The organism is Bacillus sp. HNG (assembly GCF_003400205.1).
Lineage (GTDB): Bacteria > Bacillota > Bacilli > Bacillales > Bacillaceae_L > Ferdinandcohnia.
In genome coordinates, this window is record NZ_QUQV01000003.1 from 156,747 (window position 1) to 183,635 (window position 26,889).

Annotated in this window: 25 protein-coding genes and 1 other annotated feature; all 25 genes read right to left on the reverse strand. The window is 36.9% G+C overall.

Annotated features, from left to right (window positions below; genetic code table 11):
* Nucleotides 1–258: 258 nt before the first annotated feature.
* Entirely contained in the window at nt 259–1,059 is an 801-nt protein-coding gene (gene minD, locus DZB84_RS07425) for a septum site-determining protein MinD (protein WP_116351632.1), read from the reverse strand.
* 2 nt (nt 1,060–1,061) lie between these two features.
* A complete protein-coding gene (gene minC, locus DZB84_RS07430) occupies nt 1,062–1,754 on the reverse strand; it encodes a septum site-determining protein MinC (protein WP_116351867.1) in 693 nt (230 codons plus the stop codon).
* 69 nt (nt 1,755–1,823) lie between these two features.
* Nucleotides 1,824–2,333 (reverse strand): rod shape-determining protein MreD, encoded by a 510-nt coding sequence (mreD, locus tag DZB84_RS07435; protein WP_189655179.1) that lies wholly within the window; start codon nt 2,331–2,333, stop codon nt 1,824–1,826.
* Nucleotides 2,330–3,193 carry a rod shape-determining protein MreC gene (gene mreC, locus DZB84_RS07440; RefSeq protein ID WP_116351634.1) on the reverse strand — a complete coding sequence of 288 codons (864 nt, stop codon included), beginning with the start codon at nt 3,191–3,193 and terminating at the stop codon, nt 2,330–2,332. Before mreC ends, mreD begins: the two co-directional genes overlap by 4 nt.
* 82 nt (nt 3,194–3,275) lie before the next feature.
* Entirely contained in the window at nt 3,276–4,292 is a 1,017-nt protein-coding gene (locus tag DZB84_RS07445) for a rod shape-determining protein (RefSeq protein ID WP_116351635.1), read from the reverse strand.
* A 222-nt stretch (nt 4,293–4,514) separates the two neighbouring features.
* A complete protein-coding gene (gene radC / locus DZB84_RS07450; RefSeq protein ID WP_189655192.1) occupies nt 4,515–5,186 on the reverse strand; it encodes a RadC family protein in 672 nt (223 codons plus the stop codon).
* Nucleotides 5,187–5,336: 150 nt separating this feature from the next.
* Entirely contained in the window at nt 5,337–5,903 is a 567-nt protein-coding gene (locus DZB84_RS07455; RefSeq protein WP_116351637.1) for a Maf family protein, read from the reverse strand.
* A 214-nt stretch (nt 5,904–6,117) separates the two neighbouring features.
* Nucleotides 6,118–7,209: a hypothetical protein gene (locus tag DZB84_RS07460; protein ID WP_116351638.1), complete on the reverse strand. Its 1,092-nt coding sequence runs from the start codon at nt 7,207–7,209 to the stop codon at nt 6,118–6,120.
* Nucleotides 7,210–7,573: 364 nt separating this feature from the next.
* Nucleotides 7,574–8,386: a PRC-barrel domain-containing protein gene (locus tag DZB84_RS07465; protein ID WP_116351639.1), complete on the reverse strand. Its 813-nt coding sequence runs from the start codon at nt 8,384–8,386 to the stop codon at nt 7,574–7,576.
* A gap of 77 nt (nt 8,387–8,463) precedes the next feature.
* Nucleotides 8,464–9,783 carry a hypothetical protein gene (locus DZB84_RS07470; protein WP_116351640.1) on the reverse strand — a complete coding sequence of 440 codons (1,320 nt, stop codon included), beginning with the start codon at nt 9,781–9,783 and terminating at the stop codon, nt 8,464–8,466.
* A 25-nt stretch (nt 9,784–9,808) separates the two neighbouring features.
* Nucleotides 9,809–10,597: a hypothetical protein gene (locus DZB84_RS07475; protein ID WP_116351641.1), complete on the reverse strand. Its 789-nt coding sequence runs from the start codon at nt 10,595–10,597 to the stop codon at nt 9,809–9,811.
* Between the two features lie 2 nt (nt 10,598–10,599).
* A complete protein-coding gene (locus DZB84_RS07480) occupies nt 10,600–11,271 on the reverse strand; it encodes a hypothetical protein (RefSeq protein ID WP_116351642.1) in 672 nt (223 codons plus the stop codon).
* 2 nt (nt 11,272–11,273) lie between these two features.
* On the reverse strand, nt 11,274–12,245 hold the full coding sequence (gene pilM / locus DZB84_RS07485) for a type IV pilus biogenesis protein PilM (RefSeq protein ID WP_116351643.1): 972 nt from the start codon (nt 12,243–12,245) through the stop codon (nt 11,274–11,276).
* A gap of 10 nt (nt 12,246–12,255) precedes the next feature.
* Nucleotides 12,256–13,008, reverse strand: coding sequence for a prepilin peptidase (locus tag DZB84_RS07490; protein ID WP_116351644.1), 753 nt, complete (start codon nt 13,006–13,008; stop codon nt 12,256–12,258).
* 63 nt (nt 13,009–13,071) lie between these two features.
* Nucleotides 13,072–13,509, reverse strand: coding sequence for a prepilin-type N-terminal cleavage/methylation domain-containing protein (locus tag DZB84_RS07495; RefSeq protein ID WP_116351645.1), 438 nt, complete (start codon nt 13,507–13,509; stop codon nt 13,072–13,074).
* Between the two features lie 138 nt (nt 13,510–13,647).
* A complete protein-coding gene (locus tag DZB84_RS07500; RefSeq protein ID WP_116351646.1) occupies nt 13,648–14,853 on the reverse strand; it encodes a type II secretion system F family protein in 1,206 nt (401 codons plus the stop codon).
* Entirely contained in the window at nt 14,846–15,892 is a 1,047-nt protein-coding gene (locus tag DZB84_RS07505; protein ID WP_116351647.1) for a type IV pilus twitching motility protein PilT, read from the reverse strand. The genes DZB84_RS07500 and DZB84_RS07505 overlap by 8 nt, the downstream gene beginning before the upstream one ends.
* Nucleotides 15,893–15,905: 13 nt before the next feature.
* On the reverse strand, nt 15,906–17,561 hold the full coding sequence (locus DZB84_RS07510) for a GspE/PulE family protein (RefSeq protein ID WP_116351648.1): 1,656 nt from the start codon (nt 17,559–17,561) through the stop codon (nt 15,906–15,908).
* Between the two features lie 14 nt (nt 17,562–17,575).
* Entirely contained in the window at nt 17,576–18,886 is a 1,311-nt protein-coding gene (locus DZB84_RS07515) for a G5 domain-containing protein (RefSeq protein WP_116351649.1), read from the reverse strand.
* A gap of 586 nt (nt 18,887–19,472) precedes the next feature.
* Nucleotides 19,473–19,958: a collagen-binding domain-containing protein gene (locus DZB84_RS07520; protein ID WP_116351650.1), complete on the reverse strand. Its 486-nt coding sequence runs from the start codon at nt 19,956–19,958 to the stop codon at nt 19,473–19,475.
* A 2-nt stretch (nt 19,959–19,960) separates the two neighbouring features.
* Entirely contained in the window at nt 19,961–20,998 is a 1,038-nt protein-coding gene (locus DZB84_RS07525; RefSeq protein ID WP_116351651.1) for a pilus assembly PilX N-terminal domain-containing protein, read from the reverse strand.
* 10 nt (nt 20,999–21,008) lie between these two features.
* Complete coding sequence (locus tag DZB84_RS07530; RefSeq protein ID WP_116351652.1) at nt 21,009–21,401, reverse strand: prepilin-type N-terminal cleavage/methylation domain-containing protein; 393 nt, start codon at nt 21,399–21,401, stop codon at nt 21,009–21,011.
* 5 nt (nt 21,402–21,406) lie between these two features.
* Nucleotides 21,407–21,838 carry a type IV pilus modification PilV family protein gene (locus DZB84_RS07535; protein WP_189655180.1) on the reverse strand — a complete coding sequence of 144 codons (432 nt, stop codon included), beginning with the start codon at nt 21,836–21,838 and terminating at the stop codon, nt 21,407–21,409.
* Nucleotides 21,839–21,998: 160 nt separating this feature from the next.
* Nucleotides 21,999–23,300 carry a bifunctional folylpolyglutamate synthase/dihydrofolate synthase gene (locus DZB84_RS07540; RefSeq protein WP_116351654.1) on the reverse strand — a complete coding sequence of 434 codons (1,302 nt, stop codon included), beginning with the start codon at nt 23,298–23,300 and terminating at the stop codon, nt 21,999–22,001.
* 68 nt (nt 23,301–23,368) lie between these two features.
* Nucleotides 23,369–26,011 carry a valine--tRNA ligase gene (locus DZB84_RS07545; protein ID WP_116351655.1) on the reverse strand — a complete coding sequence of 881 codons (2,643 nt, stop codon included), beginning with the start codon at nt 26,009–26,011 and terminating at the stop codon, nt 23,369–23,371.
* 202 nt (nt 26,012–26,213) lie between these two features.
* Nucleotides 26,214–26,555, reverse strand: a binding site (T-box leader).
* Between the last annotated feature and the right edge of the window lie 334 nt (nt 26,556–26,889).

A 26,889-nucleotide genomic window follows, 5' to 3' on the forward strand; every position in this document is an offset into this window, starting at 1 on the left:
ATAATTGTTACAAAAGGATAATTTATGATTAAAAAATGATTATATTTTCCTTACTTTATTTTTACGAATAAGCAGAATAGACATTAGTTGGTAACTTATTCTCTCTTTTTTGTTTTCATAATAGGCAATGCCACCTAGCAAAAAAATCATTTAGAGAATAAACAGGACCTAATCCTTATAAAATGAGAATAATTTTCTAAAAATCTTGTTTTTTCATTCTCGACTACATAAGAAAAACCACCCTATAATAAGAGTGGTTTAACGGACGCCAAAGAATTTCTTAATCTTTGTAAACATACCCTTTTGGTCGTTTTCAAGAGACTGTAGTGGAATTGATTCACCTAAGATTCTTCGTGCAATATTTCGATATGCAATTGCCGTTTTACTGTTTGAATTTAATGCGATAGGTTCACCGCTATTGGAAGCTTTAATGACTTCATCATCATCTGCAACAATCCCAATCAAATCAATTGAAAGATGTGTAACAATTTCATCCAGATCAAGCATTTCGCCAGTTTTCATCATATGATTTCGTATACGATTTACGATGAGGCGTGGTGGCTCCACTTCCTCTTTTTCTAGTAAACCAATAATTCGGTCAGCATCACGAACTGCTGATATTTCAGGTGTTGTTACAACAATCGCTTTGTCTGCTCCAGCTACAGCATTTTGAAAACCTTGCTCTATACCTGCAGGACAATCGATAATAATATAATCAAAATCTTGTTTTAACTCTTCGACCAATGTCTTCATTTGGCTAGGTTCTACTGCAGTTTTATCACTGGTTTGGGCAGCTGGCAGTAAATAGAGATGGTCATCGAATCGTTTATCCTTTACTAAAGCTTGTTTCAGCTTGCAACGACCTTGTATAACGTCAACTAAATCATAGATGATACGATTCTCTAATCCCATGACTACATCTAGATTTCGAAGGCCAATATCTGTATCTATTAAACACACACGTTTCCCTAGCACAGCCAAGGAAGTGCCTACATTAGCAGAAGTAGTCGTCTTACCGACTCCACCTTTTCCTGATGTAATAACTATAGCCTCTCCCACAGCTAGATTCCCCCTTCTAACCTTGTTAAGTTAGGTCTTAAATGAGTTAACTGTTGCAATCTATCTACTACAATTGTCTCATTATCGTCCACATATGCACATTCCATTATATTTGTTTCTGTTTGAATAGAGTCTGGTGCTCTATTCATTATATCACCAATTCGTAATTGTGTAGGTTTCATTACTGACGCCGCAATGATAGCATCCTTTCTACCATAGAAACCAGCATGTGCAATTCCACGTAACGAACCTAAAACAAAAATATTACCACCTGCAATAACAGTTGCTCCAGGATTTACATCTCCGACAAGCAAAAGGTCACCATCTACTTTTAGGACTTGTCCAGAACGAACTACCTTTGTAACAGAGACGATTTCATGCTTTTTTTTCATCTCTTCGGCTTCTTGCTTCGTAATCACATTACTGTCAATTACATCTACAACTAAATGTTTTTTATTTCGAATGATAGAGCGTATTTCTTCTTCTTGATCTTGAGTTAAAAAACGATTACCAATTTTCACTTTAACAGGAACAAACGGAACATCATCATTCCGTTTCTGATTCAACGAAAGCTTAATCTCTAAGTCAGAGATCAGTTCTTTAAATGAACAAGAATCATCGAGATGTAACGTTAGTCCGTCTTTTGTCCCTTTTATAGTAACATACTGTTGTTTTTGTCCTTTCACGCCGTTCACCTCAACGATAATATACTTCAACAAAAGACTCCTTTTTTCCTGTTAATTCTTAAAAATTTTTAACTTTATTTACTCTTCTATATGTAACTTTCCTAGTAATTTCTTAAATGGGTAAGCAAATACTAGTAAAAATATACTATTTAAAAGAAGTGTTGGTACAATTCGAATTTGAAGAAATTGTTCTATTGAAAGAGAAGCTGTTCCGATTGCCTTGTTTACTGCAAACACACAAAATTCCAAAGCTATTATCCCAATCAGACTTAAAAGTGAAATAACTATAATATTTGTCTGAAGAATCCGACTTGCCCAGGAAATAAGATAGGCAATAAGTGTGTATAGGAATAAATAAACCCCTAGTATTTCAGTGTATACAATATCGTATAGAAGACCAAAAATGGCACCATAAACAAGCCCCATCGGTTTATTAAAATAAACGGTTATAAAAGCAATTAAGACAAACAAAAACCGAGGTACATACACATTATCTTTATGAAATATGTCTGCCGGTACTAAATCTACAAAGCTGCTTTCAAATAAAAAAACGAAGGATAAAATAAAAGGAAGAACGAAACGCTTCACGATTCTTCCTCCTCTTCATTTGGAACAATCATCGTTCTTTCAACAATTATAACATGATCAATTTCATAAAAATCAGCTGCAGGCTTAATATATGCTGTTTTTGTTAAACCGTAATCATCAGGGACAACGTCCATGACCTCCCCAATATAAAGCTCACTTGGGAAAATCCCACCAAGTCCGGAAGTAAGTACTTTTTGGTCCTTTTCGATTTTCGAGTCTGGTGTATTGATTTTAAATAAAAGAGCTTCTTTTTCTTGGTCATACCCTTCGATTAGTCCCATAATCTTGTTATCCCCTTGAATATATGCTGAAATCCGATTGATGCGATTTGGGGAGCTCAATAACTGGATGGTGGATGTAAATGAATTTGCATGTTTAACTTTTCCAATTAAGCCTTTTGAGGTGATTACAGCCATGTCAACTTTAACCCCATGCCTGGTTCCTCTGTTAACCGTGATAATTTCATGCCACTGATCAGGGTTACGTCCAATAACCGTTGCCTGTATTTTATTAAAATGATCGAGTGATTCCGTTTTTTTCAAAACATCGCGCAATTTTTCGTTTTCTTTTTCTAATTCTTGTACTGTTGCTTCTAATTGCCCATAGGAATCTAGCTTTTCCTTTAAGAGTTTGTTCTCTTCAAATGTGTTTTGAATATGATTGACATTATCAAAAAATCCAGCAATAGCCTGAGAAGGTTGATGAAAGATACTTTGAACCCATCCAACCGAATCTTTTAAAAACTGTTCCGGCCACGATAATTTTTCACGCTCTTTTAAGGAAAATCCAATCAATGCCACTAGAACGATGATACAAACTAGTAAAATAATTAATCGCTTATTGAGTAAAAATTGTGGCATGTGTTACACCCTCTAACTAAACTTTAAATTTCAACACATATAGTGGGGAAACGAAAATTCCCCACTATATTAGATTCTTATCTTAAATCCTTTGTTTTCCTTTAAATAAATGAATATGGTCAAGGGCCTTACCTGTACCAATCGCTACACAATCTAATGGATTTTCAGCAATAAGAACTGGCATGCTCGTTTCTTCACTTATCACTTTATCCAAATTGCGTAATAGGGCTCCTCCACCCGCTAAAACAATCCCGCGATCCATAATATCTGCTGCTAACTCAGGTGGTGTCTTTTCAAGTGTATTTTTAACTGCATCGACAATCGCATACACAGTATCATGAAGGGCACGAGAGATTTCTTCCGCCGTAATTTCAATGGTTTTTGGTAATCCCGTTAATAAATCTCTTCCGCGAATTTCCATGTTTTCTACACCCTCAGGAGCACCGGCAGAGCCAATCTCTACCTTGATTGCTTCAGCTGTACGATCGCCGATCATGAGGTTATAGGTTTTACGAATATATTGGATAATGGCATCATCCATTTCATCTCCAGCAATGCGTATGGACTGGCTTGTTACAATACCACCTAAAGAGATAATTGCGACTTCTGTTGTTCCACCACCGATATCCACAATCATACTGCCCGTTGGTTCCCAAACAGGAAGATTTGCTCCAATAGCAGCTGCAAATGGTTCTTCAATAGGATAAGCATCTCTTGCACCAGCCTGCCTAGTAGCATCAATTACTGCACGCTGTTCCACAGCTGTAATACCAGATGGTACACACACCATAATATATGGTTTTCTTGAGAAGAAGCTCTTTGTTTTCACTGCTTGATTAATGTAATATTTCATCATTGTCGCAGTTGTTTCATAGTCCGCAATGACACCGTCTTTCATCGGACGAAGTGCAACAACATTACCTGGTGTACGCCCGATCATGTTTTTTGCGTCATTCCCTACTGCAACTATCTGTTTTGTATCTGTTTGCATCGCAACAACAGAAGGCTCTCTTACTGCAATGCCTTTTCCTTTAATAAAAACAAGTGTATTTGCTGTACCTAAATCTATACCAAGGTCTCTTGTACCTATTCCAAACATAATATGTATCTTCCTTTCTGATACGCGAATAAAATGGGTTAGCATGCGAAAAACTCATAACCAATATTATATCGTACAAAATTAAAAATTAATAGAGGATGTTCAAAAAGTCAGTCGAAAATGACACATTGAATTTCTTATTTGGCTTGCTTCTGCGTTCCTTACGTATTAACTGTTTACGCTCCGGTACTCGAAGCTGCACCGCCTTGAAATAATAATATGTCACACATAACCTTTTTCTTTGAGACTGACGTATTTGTGTTCACCGATGATTAAATGGTCCAATAGCTCTATGCCAATAATCCTGCCACATTCAACAAGCCTTTTTGTAACTTCGATATCTTCCCGACTTGGCGCCGGATCACCTGAAGGGTGATTATGAATGCAAATGATGGATGCTGCTGATCTTCGAAAGGCCTCTTTATAGACCTCCCTAGGATGCACAATTGATGCATTTAAACTTCCGATAAAAATGGTTTGACGATGAATTACCTGATTTTTCGTATTCAGATAAAGACAAACAAAATGTTCCTGAGTTAAAAATCGCATATCCTCCATCACATATTTAGCACCATCCTCCGGAGATCGAATCACATACCGATCTTCGTATTGAAGTTTGCCAATTCTTCGGCCAAGTTCTATTGCCGCCATGATTTGTACAGCTTTTGCTGTTCCGATTCCTTTAATCGAGGTAATTTCTTCAACAGATGCGTCCTTTAATAATCGAAGTCCTTCAAAATGATGCAGTAAGCGGTTTGATAATTGAATAACCGATTCTTCCTTTGAACCTGTTCGCAGAAGAATCGCTAAGAGCTCATGGTTTGAGAGGCTATCGGCACCGTCAGATACCAATCGTTCTCGCGGTCTTTCGTCTTGCGGATAATCTCGAATCATGAGTGCTGATGATTTCAAATAGGTTCCTCCTATCCATTGTATTAGATACTCGGATCCCACTCGGTGGTAAAGTCACTAATTACTATGGTATTTAGCCTACTTTTTAGCACAGTAAAAGAGTTGCATTCTTACTACATATATGGATAATTTTTAGCCGCGAAACCCAAGATCTCTAAGTTCACGGAGGGTTCGTGATACAGGCAATCCCACTACAGAAAAATAGTCACCTTTTATATGTTTTACGAGTGCAGATCCTAGTCCTTGAATTCCATATGAACCTGCTTTATCCATTGGTTCGCCTGAAGCAACATATGCTTGAATTTCCTCATCTGTAAGATCCCAAAACGTCACTTCTGTTCTTTCAAAAAACAATTTTTGAGTGTCTTTAAAAAGAATCGCAACTCCTGTTACGACTTCATGTGTTTGATTTGATAAAGTTTTTAAAACATGTATAGATTCCTGTTCGTTTTTAGGTTTACCTAAAAATTGGTTTTGAAACACAACAGCTGTATCTGCTGCAAGAATATAGGAATCCGGAAATTGTTTCGCAATTGCCTTTGCTTTTTTAGAGGCAATCGTCATGACCTTATCTTCAGGAGTGAGAGTTTCGTCAATGGATTCATCAATATTACTGACGGAAACATCGAAGGAAAGTTTCACATTTCTAAGAAGTTCTTTTCGTCGTGGAGAACCTGAGGCTAAAACGAGGTGTTGCATTTGATTTCACCCTTTTCATTTTTTTCAGAATGGAAGATACCTGTTTATCGTAACAAACAAATCAGCCGTCTACAATTATGTAAAATTGAATTTTCCAGATGGTTTATTATTTGAGAAGACTTTCCTTTTTATGTAAAAGCTTTGATTATCTAGCCATAAAAAAGAAAAGGAGAAGATATCCCCTTTCCATTTTCACTAAAAAATTGAATTTTGTCTAGCTTAACTCAGAAATCCAAACGGCATAAGCTTGATATGCATTTAATAATGATTGCTGTGTTTGCCATAATGATTTTTGGTCGCCACCATTTTTATATTCCTGTAGTTGTGTAAAGGCAGACTGTATGTCTGAATGAAATTTCTGAAGTTGTTCATTTAGGTTGTCCGTCTTGATTTCTTTTACCGCTGCGATTTGTTTCGAAAGATTTTCCCATTGTCCATTATCAATTGCTCCCGTTCCGAAAGCCTGGGAGGAAAGAGCTGCTAATTCCTTAAACACGGGCAGATCTACTTTGATTGCCTCAGAGTCTACTTTTCCTGCATTTGCATAGGACCCACCAGGGACTTCATAAGTCTTTGGGAAAAATTCAGGAAATGCTTCTTTGTAAACCGTCTTCATCCCACTTACAGAACTTTGTTCAGCCCCAATACCGGCAATAACATAATACGCACCTTCCATTTCAACGGCAGTCGCCGCAAAGCCCTTGTCCTTGATTTCATTTACAGTTGTCTTCGCAGAGTCAGCAGTTGAAAATTTCCCACCTTGAATGACACCCATAGATAGCGTCTCTAAATCAATTGAAACTGGCTTACTGGCAGGCGTATCCGGAGTATCCTCCTGTTTCCCCGAAGTTGGAGGAGTTTCATTAGTTGGCTGAGAGGGGGACTCATTTTCTACAGGTCCCGCATTGACATCTTCCACTATTTTTAAAATCATGATTCCAAATCCGATGCCAAGGACAATTGCCAAAACAATAGAAATGGAGAATTGCTTAAGAGAAAATAGTTGAAATCCTTTTTTCTTTTTCGGTATATACTCCATTTTGCTAGGACCTTTTGCGTGTCGTAAATCTTCAATTGGAATGACTGGAATTTCTGTTTCCTTTGAAGAATGATTTTTCAAGTTTTCATCTGGTAAAACCCAGCTAAAATCATCGTCCTCTTCCTCTTGTGCCGCTGCAACCTCATCATTCTCTACGATAATAAGAGGTTTTTCAGATTCGACAAAATCAGTTGTTTCTTTCTCTTCTTTTTGAATCGTTGACTCCTTACCATTAATTTTAATTGAAATCCGATTATGCTTGTCCATATTTTCACCACCTATTAACATTATTCAGCAGTAGTCCCCTTTTTAAAAAGTGGGGAATGAATGCCAAAGGTAAACAATTCAGTCAGATGATTCTTTGACTGAATAATGTTAAAGCCTCCGGCGGATGCCACAGATTTTCAAAGGAAATTTTTCGAGCTCGCTCGAAAAAATCTTGGCGCAAATACGCCAAAGCGCATTTGATTGAAACGCTCTACTTTTTTGTCAATCCTATCATACCTAGAAAAAAAAAGAACAAGACATTTGTCGGCTTGTTGCTAAAGGTTATCGTCAAATTCTTACAATAAAAAACATAGGGTGTCTTTGGAACTTCTATAAAAAGAAAAAACCCACTTAATTGTGGGTTCTATTCTTCAACATTCATCGATAATTCTACGAATACACTTGGACCTTCTTCTTGAGCTTTAATAATGTCGTCAACAGATAAGTGAGTTCCTGCTGGAATGATGACATTTCCTTCACTGTCCAGGATATCTTTTGTGACAACTTTACCATAAAGTAGATCAACTTGTTTTAAGCGCAATGCCTTTGCTTCAGATTCTTCATGCTGATCAATGGAAGCATTAATTTCATCAAATGGACTTTGTGTTTCTGTTGATTCAGGTAGTAATTCTTCAATGTCGACATCTTGTTGGTTTTCAGTAGACTCTATTTGTGGATTTTCTAATGACTCTACTGAATCAAGGAATTTAGAAGAAGCATCCTCTCCAACAATGATAATGTCTTTTCCATATGTAAGAACAAACTCTGATGCTAAGACAACTTCCTTACCAGAAACATTTAATAATGTTCCTAATAAATTTCCTGTTTCGTCATCAACATAATATTCAAGGACTTCTCCTAATAACTGACCTTTTCGAGTCATTACTTTTGTATTTGTTATTTTAATTTTTTTATTTACTAGTGAATTTGCAATTGGAATTTCATTAAGGTCAATGACTGAGCTTTCACTTTCAATCGTAACAGCGTACTCTCCGATTCCGACTACTCTTTTGAAAGGAATGGCTTTAACACTTACCTGCCAATCTTCATGTTCAATTGTTAGAAAATCAACTGAGCCTTTTTCGGGGTTAATAACTAATGATTTTACTTTTCCTACTTCTATTCCATCTATAATACTAATGATTGGTAAACCAACTATCTCAACACTTTTTTTCATAAATCATTCACCACACCTATTTATTTTTAAACAACGGCTTTTTCCATTCATTTTACCATGCTTTCCGCTATTTTTCGTCATATTTTGCAATATTCTTCTAATAAAAAGTTAATTTCCTGTAAAATAACCGGGTATTTCTCAAATCTGCTCTTATTTTGAGAAATTAATGTAAACAATCCGTCATATTGCTCAGTCTTTATATAATGGTCAATTAATAAGCTTACAAAAGTATAATAATCATGATCAGATAATTTCGGATGAAGGTGGCCTACTATCAATTTTTCATATTGAGAAGTTGTTAATTTGTTCCGAGATAGTTTGATTTGAGAAATCATGGTTGTAAAAAGTTGTTGCCTTAAATCATTTTGATTGTCACGCTCTTCTTGAATATCGGTCTCTTCATCCACTACATTAGTACTTACATCATCTATATCTAAATCGTTGTTTTGTTCGTTCTCAGATGTGTCTGACTGACTGTCCTCTATCCAGTCTAACTCAGTGATGCCTTCTATTTCATCCTGTAGTTCTTTTTCTATTTGTAGTTCATCATCTTCTTCTGTTAAGTCAACCTCTATCTCTTCTACTTCATAATCGGTTGATTCAATCATTGGAACTTCTATTTCACTTTGTTCATTCTGTTCCTCATCAGATTCCTCATCATTCGTTACTTGTAAACTATCAAATTGAATTTCTTCATGTACTGATGGGGCTATATTTACATCTTTATCTTCATTTTCAGCTAGGTCCATCGGCTGTATTTCTTCTGTTTTCTCTGTAGCCTCAACCATTTCAGCATGATCTTGTTTTTCATTGTTAGTATCGTTTAATTCCAATTCGATTTCTTTAAGTAAATCATCAAAATCAGAATCGGGATTTTCATCTTGTGTATGAATCTCATATGTATTTTCAAGTTCTTCAGTTTCTACGTATACATTTTCTAATGCATGATCATCTTCATTTTGATGGTCCGTTGCTTCAATATCCTCAACTATTTCCTCCTCAACCTCTTGCATTGGAGGAGAGTCCTCTTTTTGTTCAGTAACTGAATCCTTGTTTTCTTCAATCTTTAATTGACTACGTATTTCTTCTTCAACTTCATCTTCAATTTCAAATTTGATGACCTTTTCTTCTATTCCTGATGCATTTTCTGGATGAAGAAACAATTGTGGTCCAAATCTTTTACCGATTAAATATGAAAACCCTATTGCTAGCAGTATTAACACTAACCCTATTTGCCATACGCTCATCACCGTCTTCCCTATGATTCCAATGACAAAAACGATAAATGCACAAAAAAGTATAAGTAATTTCCCCTTCCTAGTAAAACCAAGTGGTAAAAAATAAATAATAGGTAGAACAAGTAAAAGAGATATAAGTGCAATTACAAAGGATTCCAAGCTGTTCTCACCTCTTTCTATTGTATTACTGATTGTTCTCGTTTTTCTTTTCCAGTCCTGGAGCTAAAGGATTCTTTTTATTGCTAGGAGGTGGAACGGTTAGTTTGGGTGCCTCTTCAGCAAGTTCCGTATATTTCGGCATATAGAACGTTGAAATGGTTACATCGTACACAAGCTGTTCAGCTACTTGACTCACTGACACGAGCTCTGGAGTACCTGTAAAACTCAATGAATTCACCCTTGTTATGCGTGTTTGATGCTCGAGAGCTGATAGGAAATTTTCCAATTCTTCATAATTTGGTGATTGAACGTGTATCGTGACTGTAATTTGGTTGAGCCCATCAATTAGCACTGGATCTATTATTTCCGCTTCCTCAATCTGCTTATCAGTACCATTATCAATTGTTTCTTGGTTAGTTTCCGTCGAATTGTCAGTATTCGTTGCCTCTTGTTGCCCTTCAGGTTGAGTTTCATCGATTAATGTAAACTCACTCTGACTATAGGACATATTGAGCACTCTACTTTCTGATAAGGTTTCAGCACGTTGCACATCCATAACAATTTGTTCCACTAACGGAACTACTGGTATTCTCTTTTGAATCTCAGTGGAGCTGATAACCGGTATTCCATTTGGCCGTTTATCAGAAATGACCTCTAATAGTCTTTGTTCTGTTTTGAGACTATTCTCTAGTTGCGAAACTTTTAGCTTTACGGGTTTTACTAGAAGGAGATAAGTCAAATAAAAAACTCCTACTAAAAAGACGATCGCTAGTACTAAATATGTGATTTGTTTACGTGAAAAATGGAGAGTCATGTTTATTTCCCCTCCTGCATTGACTTTATGGCACTCTTGTCAAAAATGATTTCATATTGAGCATAATACCTCGGTAAAATGTTATTATTTTGCTCGGATTCTATTTTATTATCGGTTGCAGCCTCATTTTCTTTAGCATTATTGTTTGTATCAGTTGTCTCGGTAGTTGTAACTGTCCCATTACCTGCGTCGGCAATTGGGGTAGTCGAAACGGTCAACAATTGAGCTGATTTGATAAGTAGAGAATCAGTAAGTAACGCTAAATATTGAGCATTCTCAGTATTTGTATCAAACTGAACCTCTAAAGTAACAATTCCATCCTCCGTATATGAAAAGTTTTGAACAAAGCCTCGTTCAGGTAACAATGTTGTTAAATGATTTAAAATCGGTACTGTCTCTACAAAATAACTGTCTGCCCATTCAACAGTTTTTTCTAAGTTAATCACATGATTAGACTGATTGGCTGAATCATTTTTTTGCTCTTCAGCGACTCGAGTTTCTTGTAAAGTTGTAATATGCTTGGTTAGCTGTTCTTCGAGCGTGGTTGCTTTTTTGTACTGAATCAATAAAAATAAAAAGCCCATTAAAGCTACACTGATCATAATGATGAGGAGTAATAATTTTGCTCGGTTTTTAAATTCTTTTCTTGGAAGTAAATTAATATTTACAAGCATACTCACACCTCTTTAAGAGCTAATCCTAATGGTAGAAAATATTGTCTAGGCAGTTTATCAAATGTATCAATTTTATGTATCGGAATTTCATATCTCTCAATGAGTGTAGACGAGATGTCCGGAAGATTTGGATGATCCCCGCTAACAAGAATTTTTGTAATTCGTTCTTTCCCCTGTGTCATATTAAAACTGTAAAAATTCATCACATGTTCAATCTCTTTCGTGATTTCATCAATGAGAACCTCTAATTTACTACGATGACTATTCCATTTTATATTCGCTAGAGTATGAGAGGAATTTTCTTTGATGTCCCAATCCTCAATCGATGTATCCAGATTAAGATGCCTCATAAACAAAGGAAGATCCTGATGAAAAATGCTCAAGTTGGCGGATTGTAAATCAAATTGAAGCAATAAAAAATGCTCCTCTTCATTTGTTTTTTGACAAAAATGAAAGAGTCGATACAAACAAAGTGGTGTAATATCGGCTGCAATTGGTTTTAAAGAAGCATCTTCCAATATAGACGAATATTCTAATGCAACCTCCTCAGGAGCTGCAAAAATAAGAACCTCTTTTACCTTTTCATCTTCTGAAAGTACTTTGAAATCGAGGACAGGCTCATCAAAAGGAAGATGTATAGTTGTCCCCATCTCCAAATAAATATATCCTAAAATCTCATCATCCTTTACTTCATTTGGAATCGAAATTTTTCGAATCACCACAAACGGATCTGGAATAACGAACTGAACTTGTGCGTTTTTTATCCCCCATTCTGTTACACATTCTTCTAGTATTAAGTGCAATGTGTCTCTTTCAAGAATTCTCCCATCTTGAATAATACCCGGAGGTAAATATTTTTCGCGAAACTTTTGTACAGTAATAGGGTTAGACCGTTTCACACCCACATATCGAATTACGTGATCTTTGATAATAATATTTGCAATTTTACTTGGTGAAAATAGAGTCAAAACCATTATGTATCCCCTATCCAATTAAATCGATATACAAAGCGATAAGCTCATGGCCGAAAAAATAAGCGATAAGCGTACCAATGACAATGGAAGGACCAAAGGGCATTGGTTTTCCTTTTTTTACTTTTCCAATGACAATCCCAATTAATCCTAGGATTGTACCGATGAGAGTGGCAAGGAAAAATGAGAGAAGGACTAGCTTCCAACCTAATGCAATCCCTAGAACAGCATATAACTTTATATCCCCTCCACCCATTCCACCTTTGCTAACGATGGCAATCAGATAAAGAAGTAGGAACCCAACGAAACTTCCAACAACCATATCCCACCACGGGTCGAGTGGAACGAAAATCCGTTCAATGAGAAATACTGGAGCAAAGAATAATAAAACCTTGTCTGGGATAATCATGTAGGTAAGATCGGAAACAAAAACAATTACCAATAAAGAGATCAAGGTCCAAGCGATGATCAATTCTTTTGACCATCCCACCAGCATTGGTGAAATCGTGAAAAGAATTGCAGTGGCAAGCTCAATCGAAGCATAGATGGGTGATATGCGTTTTTTACAATTTCTGCACTTTCCCCCTTGAATGAGATACGAAAATACAGGGATCAGTTCAATCGCAGTTAGCTGGTGCTTACAAGTCGGACATGCTGAACGAGGACGAACGATTGATTCTCCAACTGGAATGCGTAGGCCTACGACGTTGAAGAAGGAGCCAAGAACTAAACCCAGAACTAAAATATACAAGTATAAATATATCAAAAGTTTTCACCTCTAATAATAAGTGCAGTCCTCAAAATATAGGACTACACTTATCATTAATTTTTAATCTCCGGTAGTTGGTGTGATATTATCAAAATAATTCTTTGATTGAAGTTGAGCTTTTGTTGCTCCAGTTACTGTATAAGTTTTATTGTCTAAAGTTACTACGAAGTCTATAGTTGTAGGTACACCATTAGTAATATGAACAGCATATGAACTAAACTGTGTATCATCAATATATTCTTGTAAATCATTTACAGCGTTATCACCAGTTGAATAGTTGAATTGATTGTCAGATGGAACACCTTCACTTGTAATTGCTAAAGATGAAGCTTCAAATACTTGTAACGCATCAGCCCTTACAGCGTCTAACTTAGTTTTATTAATCACATTCCCTATTGTTGGAACTGCAATCGCCGCAATAATCCCCAATATTACAATTACCGCTAATAACTCAATTAATGTTAATCCTTTTTGATTCTTCAAATACTTTTTCAGCATTCATTTCCTCTCCTTCATAGGAACTAGTCCATTTCTACTACTTATTATAATAGCAAATGCTGTTGAAAACACTAGAATTTTGTTTGAAATGACATAGTTTTAAACATTTCTTTACAAAATGATGGATTTTTTTACTTTTTATTGAATTTGGTTGAAGATATCGAACATTGGCACTAAAATAGCTGTGACTATAGTCCCGACAATGCCACTTAAAAAAACAATCATTAGTGGTTCTATCAATGACTTTAACTGATCTGTTGCATTGTCTACTTCATCTTCATAAAAGTTTGCCACCTTACCAAGCATTTCATCTAATGAGCCTGTGCTTTCACCAATTGCAATCATATGGGTGATTAGAGGTGGAAATGCCCAATGCTTTTTCATCGGCTCCGTCATTGACTTACCTTGTTCAAGGGCTTGCCTAGATTGTTTTACCACTTTCGCAATCACTTCATTTTCCACAATTGTTTCAACTACTGCTAATGCTTGTAAGATAGGAACTGAACTATTCAACATCGAGCTTAATGTTCTTGTCATTCGAGCAAGAACAGCCTTTTGTATTAGCTTCCCAAAAATCGGCATTTTTAATAGTGCATAATCTAGATAAAATCTTGTTTCTTGTTTTTGCTTAAGGAAGACAAAAAGCAAATAAATAAACAGGGCAAGAAGGATAACAAGCCACCAAAACTTTTGCATAAACACACTTGAATTTAAAACAAATTTCGTAATACCGGGTAGTTCCGCACCAAAATCTGCAAACATGTCTACAAAAGTTGGAACAACTGAAACTAATAGAAAAATGACGACCACGACGGCAATAATTCCAACAACTGCTGGATACGCCATTGCTGACTTCACCTTTTGTCTAGTTTTATTCTGTTTTTCATAATAAACGGCAAGATTTTCTAATGTATCATCAAGATTTCCGCCAACTTCGCCTACGCGAATCATATTCGTAAAAAGTGTAGTAAAAATCCTCTTATGCTTGGCTGTTGCAGTAGATAAAGGGATCCCCTCTCTCAAATCTGCTCCCACCTCTAGTAGAGCTTTCTGAAGTGGCTTACTGCTCGTTTGATGCGCCAAGATATTTATCGAATCTACAATTGTTACACCCGCTTTAATGAGAGTTGCAAATTGTCTTAAAAAAATGACAAACTCCCTTAGCTTAACCGGCTGACCAATCGATATATCCTTTGTCAAAAAGGTTTCTGGTACTTCATTAATCGTAATAACCCGAATTCCTTTTTCGTGAAGAGATCTAACAGCGTCCTGCTTAGAAGTTCCTGAAATGGCACCTGATTTCTTACCAAATTTATCTCTACCTTCATATTTGAATCTAGGCATTTGTATTTAACTCCTGCAAAAAAGGTTGTGCAATTTCTCTTGAAATCACTCCGGCACGAACTAAGTCTAAAAGATTAGTTTCCAATGTATGCATTCCTTCTGCACGGCTTGTTTGCATCACATTCTTTATCTGGTGATTTTTTTCATTTCGAATTAAATTCGCGACTGCAGAATTATTGAGTAAAATCTCAGTAGCAGCCTTGCGTCCTTTTTTATCAACCGTTGGGAATAACCTCTGGGATATGACACTTACTAGCACATTTGCAAGCTGGATTCTGATTTGTGGCTGCTGTGCATATGGAAACATATCAATGATACGGTCAATCGTAGAAGGTGCGTTTACTGTATGTAAGGTTCCTAATACAAGGTGACCGGTCTCTGCAGCTGTTATGGCCGTTTGCGTCGTTTCTAAGTCCCGCATTTCTCCGACAAGGATAACGTCCGGGTCTTGTCGTAAGGCCGCTCTTAGACCATTTGCAAAATTATGTGTATCACTCCCAACCTCTCTTTGCTCAATGATACTCATTCCATGCTTATGCAGATATTCGATTGGATCCTCTAATGTCACAACATGCTTGCTCATTGTTTGATTAATGTACTGAATCATCGCAGCAAGAGTTGTAGACTTCCCGCTACCCGTTGGACCTGTTACAAGGATTAAGCCCTGTGGCTTTTGACTAATCTTTTTTAACACCTCTGGTAGTGCAAGATCCTCAATTGTCGGAATAGAAGTAGGAATCACCCGAAATGCAATGGCTGGACATCCCCTTTGCATATAGATATTGACACGAAATCGTGACACACCTGATATGCCATACGAAAAATCGAGCTCTCCTTTTTGTTTAAAACGATCCCACATTTCTTCTGGCACTATCGCTTTCGCTATTTCCTCAATGACTGGTGGTTTTAAGATGTCTTTTCCGTATCTTTTTAAATCCCCATTTATACGAAAAATCGGAGGAACACCAGCTGTAATATGAATATCAGAAGCTTTATGCTCATGTGCTGAATGTAATATTTGATTAATTTTATCCTTCATTTACGCGTCCCACCTATTCAGCAGTTGTTACTCTTAATATTTCCTCTGTAGTTGTTAATCCTTGTTTTACTTTTAATAGTCCATCGTCTATTAAAAAGATGGTTCCGTTTTTAATAGCTAGTTCACGGAGAGTTGTATAAGACTCTCGATTCATAATTGCTCTTTTCATAACATCATTGATCACCAATAACTCATGGATAGCAACTCTACCTTTATACCCTGTCATATTACAGGTTCCACAGCCTTTTCCTCGGTTCACCTTTTCAATGGTAATTCCACGTTTCGCGAAAATTTCTAGTTCACGTACAGTTGGTTCCAGCAAACGACCACAATCTCGACATACACGGCGAACCAATCGCTGAGCGACAACGCCTGAAAGAGATGAGGCAACAAGAAATGGTTCAACCCCCATATCAATTAAGCGTGTAATGGTACCAAGTGAATCGTTCGTATGGAGAGTACTTAAAACTAGATGACCTGTTAATGATGCTCGAACAGCTACATCTGCTGTTTCCTGGTCACGAATCTCCCCAACCATGATGATATTAGGATCTTGTCGTAAAATGGCCCGAAGTCCTTTGGCAAATGTCATTCCGATATTCGGATTTACTTGTATTTGATTGATACCTTCTAACTGGTATTCAACAGGATCCTCAATTGTAATGATATTTACATCTTCTGAATTAAGCTGATTTAGTGCAGCATATAGAGTTGAAGATTTTCCTGATCCGGTAGGACCGGTAATTAATACAATGCCAGTTGGGTTATGTATCAGTTTTTTAAATCGTTTGAGATTCACATTATTAAAACCTAATTGTGAAAGATTATTTAATGCACTCCCTAAATCTAGAACCCTCATTACAATTTTTTCACCAAATACAGTTGGCAATGTAGAAACACGTAAGTCAATATGATGTGCTTCAAGATTTATTTTTATTCGGCCATCCTGAGGGATGCGGCTTTCGGTAATATCTAGATTTGCCATAATTTTAATTCGTGCTGTTAGGACTCCCTGCATACTCTTTGGTAACGACCGTTCCGTGCGGAGCACACCGTCCACTCGATAACGAAGTAAGACCTTTGTTTCATGCGGGTCGACATGAATATCACTGGCACGCTGTTGAACAGCATTTTGCAGGATCTGGTTTACTAATTTAACAACTGGAGAATCCTCATTTGTAATTCTTTCTTCTTCAATTTCCGTTGGAGCCTCTGCAAAAAGCTCCTTTACCCCTTCGTCTAAATCATAAAACTTATTGATCGCCCGTAATATCTCATCCTTAGAAGCTATGACGGGCTCGATCTGAAACCCAGTCGTTAGGCGTAAATCTTCAATTGCGTAATAATCCATTGGGTCTGCCATCGCAACAAATAGCTTGTCCCCATCTTTGCGAAGGGCAATTAAATGATGTCTTCTTGCCATTTCTTTTGGTATCAATGTTGTTAATGATGTGTCGATTGGATATCGAAATAGACTCACATGTGGGATACCTAATTGGAACTCAAGAACCTCGATTAATTGTTGCTCCGTAATAAACCCTTTTTGAAGAAGAATATCCCCCAGTTTTTGTGATTCTGATTGATCTTCAAGGGCTTGTTTTAATTGTCGCTCTGTTAAAAGACCTGCCTCGATAAGCAAATCACCTAATCGCTTACGACCTCTTAGCATAGATTTTCCCCTCCCTAAGATTTTTGTAAATGCAATGGATCAGGATCCTCCCATAAATCTATCTTTTCCTTTTCGTTATCTTCATCCGTTTCATTTCCAGATTCCAGATTATTTTCTTCTCGGTTTGAACCATTGTTTGTTTCAGGATTTCCATCTAGATCCGTTACATCCTCTTCAGGTTGAGGGGGTTCCGGAAATAAAACACTATGGACTTCGATTGTGTGAACAGGTGGATAATAGTCTTCAGCTACCTTCACCTTTTCATCTACCTCACCTGCTTTTTGAATGATGCGATAGATTTTACCAAATTGACCTGCAGTCCCTTTTTGTTTTACGACCATTTCGCCTTTTGGAAGAGTACTATCATACTGCTTAATAATCTTAGGTTCGGGGGATTCTACATCTTCGATTTTTACCTTTATCGAAGACTGCATTTCTGGACCAATAAGCTGTACGGTGAATTCACGGTTTTTTAATGAAAACAGTAGTCTATATTCGAAAGGATTAACATTATAAATCATTAAATCCTTTTTTTCTTTTTCAATCATTGCTTCATTTCCGAATGTTGCATAATAAGGCAACTGAGCACTAATATGTCTTTCAATGATTTCAAAATTGGAAGATAAAACAGTCGAATATATTCCACTAGCAATCACACTTAATGCTTCATTCGAATAGTTAGATGTTGCTCCGCTTTCCGATAAAAATGAGAGCAAAGAAAATGGCTTATTAGCAGGCAAATATACAACACCAAATTCTTTTACCCACTTTACGATCTCACTTTCATCGTTAAGATTGCGAATCACTGATTGAGATACGACATTATTTTCATCAACTTTAACAAATTGCAGAAGATTAATCTCAATTGCACCGGGATGTAAAGTCGAGGCAGGAAGGAGCATCTCATTTTTAAGCTCAACTGTGTTAATATTTTTTGAGCTAAATTCGGTAAGAACTTTTTCTAAGTTTTCATCCTTTACCCCTGTAAACAAAGGGTTTTGAGTACCATCAACTGCTGTATTTACACTTTCAAGGATATCGAAACTAAACATTTCTCGTTTATTTACTTCATTTTTCATATCACCCGAAACTAGCGTTATGTCACCCATTCCATACCAGGTTTCAATCTCTGATAGTAAGGCTGCTCTTGCATCCTCTTCACTAAGACCCGATACATCAACTGGTCCAATCATTGTTCCTTCTTTGAAAGAATCGCCGGCAAAGAAGGCATGGTATGTTTTCGTTCCAAAAGTCGAAAAAAGGGATAGGAGTAAAACACAAAGTAAAAGCAAGCTGAAAATTTTAACTGTATGTAATTTCTGCATCGTTGTGCTCCTTTCAACTCTTTTTGACTTCTTTATTCAAGGCTTTTTTCGTAAATTTTGTTGTTATTGTATATGATCGTGCTAAGGGAATAGTAATTATTGGCGCCCTGTGATTTCAGCGGAAGGTACGAGATCCTCGAAAATGCAAGCATTTTCTTCGTGCGGTGAAGTTTCAAGGCAGCAAACTCAACGTCCTGCGGGAATAGCGAGCCAAGCGAGACCCCGCAGTGAAACGAGGAGGCTTGCGGATCGCCCGCGGAAAGCGAGTACCAGGAGCTGAAATCACCTATGTTTAAAAACAACAATCTTTTAGAAATGAGCCTTATTTAAAAGTGGTTAGTTTGTATTGTCTCCAGATTCAATTACATGATTTTAAAAAAGACGTTATAAACACTCAAAATCCGATAGTAAAATATACCTATTCTTTTTCTATCATTTTATATGAAAATAGGAAAATACTAAAGATAATAAACGGTCTATTTGTAATAAAAACAATTTTTTTGTTCCAATTTGTCACTTTTTTACTCAAACCGCTTTTTTTGGCAGAAAAAAAGGAGCGATTCGCCCCTCTATGCATTTCATCAACTTATTTTTCACGAGTAGGTTCCGCCGAAAGAAGATCCTTTGGTGAAATGGTTTCTGTTGCACCACCTAAAATGGGTGGTAAATCCTCACCAGAAAGGTTCATATATGTTACCGAACCTCCCCCTGAAATAGTAAGTGTCTTTGAAATGATATTCCCTTTAATAGTTCCACCACCAGTAATATTCACATTTGAATTTGGCGCATAAAATACTTGTGTTACAGCATTAGCTCCTCCACTAATATCTATTTTTCCACCACCTGTAATAATATGTCCTTGAAAACCAGAACCTCCAGTCATTGTGATATTTGCATTTTGCGCGTACAGAGAACCGTAAATTCTTTGGTTTCCAGACATATCTAAACTAGTTCCTTTATAAAAAATATCAAGCTTATTTATTTGTCCCTTGATAAGTTCCAGCTTTGTTTCTTCATTCACTTTATTATTTTCAATTTCATTTGTTGTATTAATAACACTACCGGCCCCCATTGTTATCTGATTGTAACATAAAGGGTAAGCTTGCCTGTGCCAATTATATTTATTTTTCCATTTGGAACATTTAAATGATTTACAACGATGTTTCGATCAGCACTACCTAAATCAATATTTAACGTATTATTTGAAGTAATATAAATCTCATTGAATTGTATATCCTTATTCATCTTTAATGTATAATTATTTGCAATCCAACTATTAATGAGTAATGATTTGTTAAATATGACATCATGGCTATTGTTATCTTTATAAATTCTTTCATTATTTGGTATTGAATTACTGCTAGGAAAAGCAGGAAACTGAGGTAAATCGAATATTTTAATATAGGGTAGTTTTACTACTTGAATATTTACATCCTTATTATTTGTATCAATAACATCATTTCCAGCATTTGGACCAACAAATACTGTTCCTGAAATACTGGCTCCCCCATCAAGAACGATTGACCTTGGGGCAGATGAATTGGTTCCGACATCTCCCGTAATGTTTGCTCCACCAGACAAATTAATCTTCTCTTTCACAAACACTGCCGTATCAGGAATTTCAATATTTGATTTATCAACCCAAGAGATGCGGATTTGTTTCTCCACTGTCCGGGACCGATTATCGATTGTTCCAATCGAAGTTATTTTATAATCTCGATGGCTGTCATTCACATCGTTATTCCCAACCTTTTCAATCGTTACTTTTGCCTCTGGTATATGGCCAAAAGCTTCTTCAAAATCACGGTAGGGTAGTTCATTATTTATGTCCGTAATCATATTATTAATTTCTTCAAAAAAAGCGCCTTTAGTGGTGGAGCCATTATAGATATTTACAATACTGTCATTTACTATATCCATTGTATAGGTTATGCCAGATTCAGCTATATAATAGGTAGATTGGTAGGTTCTTTCACCCGAGCTCATTTTCATATTGTTTAATGTAAGTCCCATTAAAGCTAGTCCTAAAATTGTCATGACTGTAAGAATTAATAGTACCATGACAAGAGCAATACCTTTTTCATTTTGGATAAATGAAGTTTGTTTTTTCACAGTATCACGCCTATTCTCGGATATAAATAGTGGTTTCTGGCAGTTCACCTATTTTTAAAATCACTTGATTCCCGTTCATAGAAACAGTAAAACCATTTATATTCGTTATAAACTCTTCATTATTTTTCGTAATTATCGTTCCCTCATGTTTGTATACATCCGTGCCATTAATGGTTAATTCATTGGGGTTATTGATTTCAACCGTCGCTGCTTTTCTTATTTCTTTTGTAATTAGACTTGAAGCGAGTCTTTCTTGTGATTGGATTTGTACTTCATTCTTTTGGGTATTCATCTGTTTTTGCCCAAATAAGTGAACAGAACTCGCAAGCAGAAGAATAATTGACAGAAGTGATATGGCAGCTAAAAGTTCAACTAATGTTACACCCTTCTCACATTTTGTCATCCAGATCACCCACTCTTTTCCCAAGTTAAGATTGTTTCCATCTGGGACTCGAGCTTTTGTTTACTCGAATCTCTATATACTTTTAAAACAACCTTCCCTAGGTCAGTTGAACTATCCTTTATTTGTACAAATACATAGCGCTCATCTTTCATCATTCCATAACAATGGCTACATGAAGGATCGTTGCTGTATCCTTTATTTATCATTTGATTTGATAATTCATTTAGGGATGGTGAATCAGACTTCGTATTTAATTGGATTATTTCTTCCAACTCTGATTCAGCAAGATACGTGGATTCAGTAATACTCTTAGAAAGATTGTTTGCTTTAGATGATTGAATGAACATCGGTACAATTGAGACAATGATTAGAGAAAGTATGACAATGGAGGCAAGAACTTCAATTAAGGTGATTCCACTTTGATTTTTTTTCTTCATCCTCCACTCCCCCTTCTCGAATAGTTCTTTAGCACCATTATAGGCTGAATTCATAATTTAGAAAAGAAAAAAACATAAATCCAAGTCATATGTTGTCTTTTTCATAAAAAAATAGATAAGAAAACCTTTCTTATCTATTTCACATAGGCCTTGTCTCTATTCAGTTTAATAAAAATCCCCTAACCTCTGAAATAAAATATAGGGAACCTGTAATAATTAGGGCTGCATTTTCTACCGATGATACTCGCTCTACTCCTGCTTCCACTGCCTCCTGCCAATTATCCACAGTATTTATCGATTCACCTGCAGATGAATTTTCATATAGTTCTCCTGTGGTTGCAGCTCTTGGGTAGTCAAAGCTTGTAAAAGTTAAGGATTTTGCGATTTTTTCAAGTTGCCTAATCATCGTGTCTAATTTTTTATCGCTTAAAGCACTAAAAATAATGTGAATGTCTTTCCCTTTCAAATGAGATTCTATCGTATCCACAAGACTGTTAACGCCTTCTGGATTATGGGCACCATCTAGAATAACAAGTGGATTCTTTGATATTTCTTCAAATCGACCAATCCATTTCGTTTTTTCTAAACCTGCCGCAAGTTGACTTTCTTCTATTTGTACGGCACCACAATCTTGTAATATTTGCACTGCCAATACGGCTAAGCTTGCATTTCTCACCTGGTGAGCACCTTTCATCGTGATTTGAAGATTATGAAAAGTTTTATTCTGTGTTTTTACAGTAAAAGATTCTCCATCGTTTGATTGGTGACCTAGGATAAAGAAATCATGACCAAGTTGATAAAATGGGCTATTTTTCTCTTTTGCTTTCATACTTATTACTTCAATCGCTTCCGGTTGTTCAACCGCCGTAATAACAGGTACATTTCGTTTAATGATTCCCGCTTTTTCGCCTGCAATTTCTTCAATTGTGTCTCCCAGAATGTTCATGTGGTCAAAGCCGATACTGGTAATAATCGATATTAGAGGATGAATGACATTTGTTGAATCAAGTCTCCCTCCTAATCCAACCTCCATAATCACAAAGTCGATATCGGAAGCTTCCCCAAAATAATAAAAAGCCATTGCTGTGATCACTTCAAATTCAGTGGGACCACCAAGTTCTGTCTCCTCCAACTCATCCGCTAATGGTTTTATCACCTGTAATAGAGAGACAATTTCATCATCTGAAATAGGTTGTCCATTTACACTGATTCGTTCATTAAAGGTCTCAATATAAGGAGAAGTGAAGGTTCCAATTTTATAACCTGCTTCTTGTAACATGTTTCGGATGTAGCTAACTGTGGATCCCTTCCCGTTCGTTCCCGCTACATGTATGGCCTTGATTTTTTTTTGCGGATGACCAAGTCGTTCCATCATCCATTCCATTCTAGATAGGCCAGGCTTCATGCCGAGTCTTAATCTCCCGTGAATCCAACAAAGGGCTTCGTCATATGTCTGTATCATATACGTTCCTCCAAATATAGTTAAAATGAAGGAAAGACGAATCTATAACAGATTCGTCTTTTATTCATTTAGCCTCTTAATTCTGCAATGCGCTCACGAACTGTTTCTCGTTTTTCGAGATAATCTTGTTCTTTTGCTCGTTCTTCATCGATTACTTTTTGAGGTGCTTTCTTAACAAAACCTTCGTTGCCAAGTTTTTTCTGAACGCGTTCAACCTCTTTATCAAGCTTATCAAGTTCTTTCTCTAGTCGCTTTATTTCTTCATCGATGTTAATAAGTCCTTCTAGTGGAAGGAATAATTCCGCACCTGTTACAACAGACGTCATTGACTTTTCAGGTGATGTAATGTCAGTTGCAAGTACAAGCTCACTAGGGTTACAGAATCTCTCTAAGTAAGAACGGTTCTTTTCTAGTTGAGATAGAATTGTTTCATCCTTTGCTTTAATGTGTAGCTTGATCTGCTTACTCATTGGTGTATTCACCTCTGCACGGATGTTACGAACAGAGCGGATAATATCTACTAATAGTCGCATTTCCTGTGCTGCTTGATCATCTGAAAGTTGCTCGTTTACTTCTGGCCATTTTGCAACAGTAATGGATTCGCCATTATGCGGCAGATTCTGCCATATTTCCTCGGTAATAAACGGCATGAATGGATGTAGCAATCTCATTGTATTGTCTAATACGTATGCAAGAATTGATCTTGTTGTCTTCTTTGCTTGCTCATCTTCACCGTATAAAGGAAGCTTCGCCATTTCAATATACCAATCACAGAAGTCATCCCAAATGAAGTTGTATAATACTCTTCCTACTTCACCGAATTCGTATTTATCAGCAAGATTTGTTACGGATGCGATTGTTTCGTTTAGGCGAGTTAAAATCCACTTATCAGCAACTGATTTTTCACCACTAAAGTCGATGTCTTCAAACTTTAAATCACCCATGTTCATTAATGCAAAACGGGATGCATTCCAAATCTTATTCGCAAAGTTCCAAGTGGCTTCAACTTTTTCCATGCTAAAGCGTAAGTCTTGCCCTGGTGAACTTCCAGTTGATAAGAAATATCGTAATGAGTCGGCACCGTATTTAGCAATGACATCCATTGGGTCAACACCATTTCCTAGTGACTTACTCATTTTTCGACCTTCCGCATCACGTACCAGACCGTGAATCAGAACATCCTTAAATGGACGTTTTCCTGTAAACTCAAGACCTTGGAATATCATTCTTGATACCCAGAAGAAGATGATATCGTAGCCCGTTACAAGAGCAGCTGTTGGGTAGTAACGTTTAAAGTCTGCTGCATCCTCATCTGGCCAGCCCATTGTTGAAAATGGCCATAATGCAGAACTAAACCATGTGTCTAATACGTCTTTGTCCTGTTCCCAGTTGTCGATATCTGCTGGCGGTTCATGATCAACATATACTTCACCTGTTTCTTTATGGTACCAAGCAGGTATTCTATGCCCCCACCATAATTGACGCGAAATACACCAATCACGAATATTTTCCATCCAATGGAGATACGTCTTTTCAAAACGTTCTGGAACAAAGTGGACCTTATCTTCCTGATTTTGAAGCTTTATCGCTTCATCCGCTAATGGCTGCATTTTTACAAACCATTGTGTGGACAAATATGGTTCAACAACTGCCCCACTTCGCTCACTATGTCCTACAGAATGAAGATGGTCTTCAATTTTGAAAAGTACGCCTTCTTCTTGAAGGTCCTTCACAATCTGCTTTCTGCATTCAAAGCGGTCCATACCTTGGTATTTACCAGCATTCGCATTCATCGTTCCGTCTTCATTCATGACGAGAACGCGTTCGAGATTATGACGATTACCAACTTCGAAGTCATTTGGGTCATGGGCAGGTGTGATTTTTACAGCACCAGAGCCAAATTCCATATCAACATAATCATCACCAACAATCGGAATTTCCCTTCCTACGATTGGAAGAATAACAGTTTTTCCGATCAGATGTTTAAAGCGCTCATCCTCTGGATGAACCGCAATGGCAGTATCGCCAAGCATGGTTTCAGGACGAGTTGTTGCAATTTCAATCGATCCGCTACCATCTGCTAAAGGATAGCGCATGTGGTAAAATGCACCTTGAACATCTTTATAAATAACCTCGATATCAGATAGGGCCGTTTTTGTTGCAGGGTCCCAGTTGATAATGTATTCCCCACGATAAATAAGACCTTTTTTATACAAGGTAACGAACACTTCACGAACTGCTTTTGAAAGTCCTTCATCAAGTGTAAATCGTTCTCTTGAGTAGTCTAAACCAAGTCCTAGCTTAGACCATTGCTCACGAATATGACTTGCATATTCTTCTTTCCACTTCCACGTTTCCTCTACGAATTTTTCTCGCCCTAAATCATAGCGAGATTTTCCTTCCTCACGTAACTTGGCTTCCACTTTAGCTTGAGTCGCGATGCCGGCATGATCCATTCCAGGTAGCCATAGAACATCATAGCCTTGCATTCTTTTTATGCGTGTAAGAATATCCTGTAGAGTTGTATCCCACGCATGCCCTAGGTGTAACTTCCCTGTAACGTTTGGTGGTGGAATGACAATTGTATATGGTTTTTTCGAAGCGTCATCTTTTGCTTCAAAAAATTTACCATCCAACCAATATTGATAGCGTCCCGCTTCAATTGATTGCGGGTCATACTTTGTTGACAATGTTTTTTCATTACCTTCCATGAGTATCCTCCTTAAAAAATATCCAAAAATTCATTCAAATGCGCCTCGGCGTATTTGCCGCCTAGATTTTTAAGCCCACAGGATGTGGCGTTATTAGTCTTTGTACTGACTGGTTGAAAAGTTTCATTAAAAATCTATGGCATCCCCCGGAGGCTTTTTATTCAGCTTTGGCTGAATAAATAAAAAACTCCACTCATCCTCATAAAAGGACGAATGGAGTGTATTCGCGGTACCACCTTTTTTCATAGATACTATCAAATGCGCCTTGGCGTATTTGTGCCCGATTTTTTTCGAGCTTGCTCGAAAAGTTTCCTTTAAAAAATCGAGGCATCCGCCGGAGGCTTTACCTTTATTCTATGTATAAAGGCAACGTATCTATGCTCTCAAGAAAAGATAACGGCTTTTCACCGGCTTTTACTACTCAAAGTTCATAAAAGCTACTAAAGGGCGACCTTCCATCGTAACGTTCCTAAGAAATCTCACAGCTACTGATTTCTCTCTCTGAAGGGGTATCCGATGTACTCTTCCCTCTCATCGTATGTAAGCAATAATGATGTTAAAAAGTCGCCAAATGATAAATTTCGAATCTCTGCGTCACTCGGTCTCTCCGGTCCTCGCGTATTAAATACATACGCTCCGGTCCTCAAGACTGTCCTTCCTTGACCTTCTCGTTTCTAATTCGTCGACTTTAAAACTTTTATTTTAGTTACCTTAAGATTCTACTACTAATATTCGTGAATTTCAATAGGTATTGTCAATAAGGGTAGCCAAGATTTTTATACTTTATTCACTTTGTTGCTTTTTGTTACAAATTTGACTGATTGGAACTATTCTGTTTATCCAAGCATAGTTTAATTATAGGATATTTGAAGGGAGAG

What these genes read in the sequence shown, in the direction of transcription:
- DZB84_RS07500 (WP_116351646.1), bottom strand. Translation starts at nt 14,853, where the DNA reads ATGCCTAGATTCAAATATGAAGGTAGAGATAAATTTGGTAAGAAATCA.
- DZB84_RS07475 (WP_116351641.1), bottom strand. Translation starts at nt 10,597, where the DNA reads ATGACTCTCCATTTTTCACGTAAACAAATCACATATTTAGTACTAGCG.
- DZB84_RS07540 (WP_116351654.1), bottom strand. Translation starts at nt 23,300, where the DNA reads ATGATACAGACATATGACGAAGCCCTTTGTTGGATTCACGGGAGATTA.
- DZB84_RS07530 (WP_116351652.1), bottom strand. Translation starts at nt 21,401, where the DNA reads ATGACAAAATGTGAGAAGGGTGTAACATTAGTTGAACTTTTAGCTGCC.
- pilM (WP_116351643.1), bottom strand. Translation starts at nt 12,245, where the DNA reads ATGGTTTTGACTCTATTTTCACCAAGTAAAATTGCAAATATTATTATC.
- DZB84_RS07495 (WP_116351645.1), bottom strand. Translation starts at nt 13,509, where the DNA reads ATGCTGAAAAAGTATTTGAAGAATCAAAAAGGATTAACATTAATTGAG.
- DZB84_RS07545 (WP_116351655.1), bottom strand. Translation starts at nt 26,011, where the DNA reads ATGGAAGGTAATGAAAAAACATTGTCAACAAAGTATGACCCGCAATCA.
- DZB84_RS07515 (WP_116351649.1), bottom strand. Translation starts at nt 18,886, where the DNA reads ATGCAGAAATTACATACAGTTAAAATTTTCAGCTTGCTTTTACTTTGT.
- mreC (WP_116351634.1), bottom strand. Translation starts at nt 3,193, where the DNA reads ATGCCACAATTTTTACTCAATAAGCGATTAATTATTTTACTAGTTTGT.
- DZB84_RS07460 (WP_116351638.1), bottom strand. Translation starts at nt 7,209, where the DNA reads ATGGACAAGCATAATCGGATTTCAATTAAAATTAATGGTAAGGAGTCA.
- DZB84_RS07510 (WP_116351648.1), bottom strand. Translation starts at nt 17,561, where the DNA reads ATGCTAAGAGGTCGTAAGCGATTAGGTGATTTGCTTATCGAGGCAGGT.
- DZB84_RS07505 (WP_116351647.1), bottom strand. Translation starts at nt 15,892, where the DNA reads ATGAAGGATAAAATTAATCAAATATTACATTCAGCACATGAGCATAAA.
- radC (WP_189655192.1), bottom strand. Translation starts at nt 5,186, where the DNA reads ATGATTCGAGATTATCCGCAAGACGAAAGACCGCGAGAACGATTGGTA.
- DZB84_RS07465 (WP_116351639.1), bottom strand. Translation starts at nt 8,386, where the DNA reads ATGAAAAAAAGTGTTGAGATAGTTGGTTTACCAATCATTAGTATTATA.
- DZB84_RS07480 (WP_116351642.1), bottom strand. Translation starts at nt 11,271, where the DNA reads ATGCTTGTAAATATTAATTTACTTCCAAGAAAAGAATTTAAAAACCGA.
- DZB84_RS07535 (WP_189655180.1), bottom strand. Translation starts at nt 21,838, where the DNA reads ATGAAGAAAAAAAATCAAAGTGGAATCACCTTAATTGAAGTTCTTGCC.
- DZB84_RS07455 (WP_116351637.1), bottom strand. Translation starts at nt 5,903, where the DNA reads ATGCAACACCTCGTTTTAGCCTCAGGTTCTCCACGACGAAAAGAACTT.
- DZB84_RS07520 (WP_116351650.1), bottom strand. Translation starts at nt 19,958, where the DNA reads ATGGGGGCCGGTAGTGTTATTAATACAACAAATGAAATTGAAAATAAT.
- DZB84_RS07445 (WP_116351635.1), bottom strand. Translation starts at nt 4,292, where the DNA reads ATGTTTGGAATAGGTACAAGAGACCTTGGTATAGATTTAGGTACAGCA.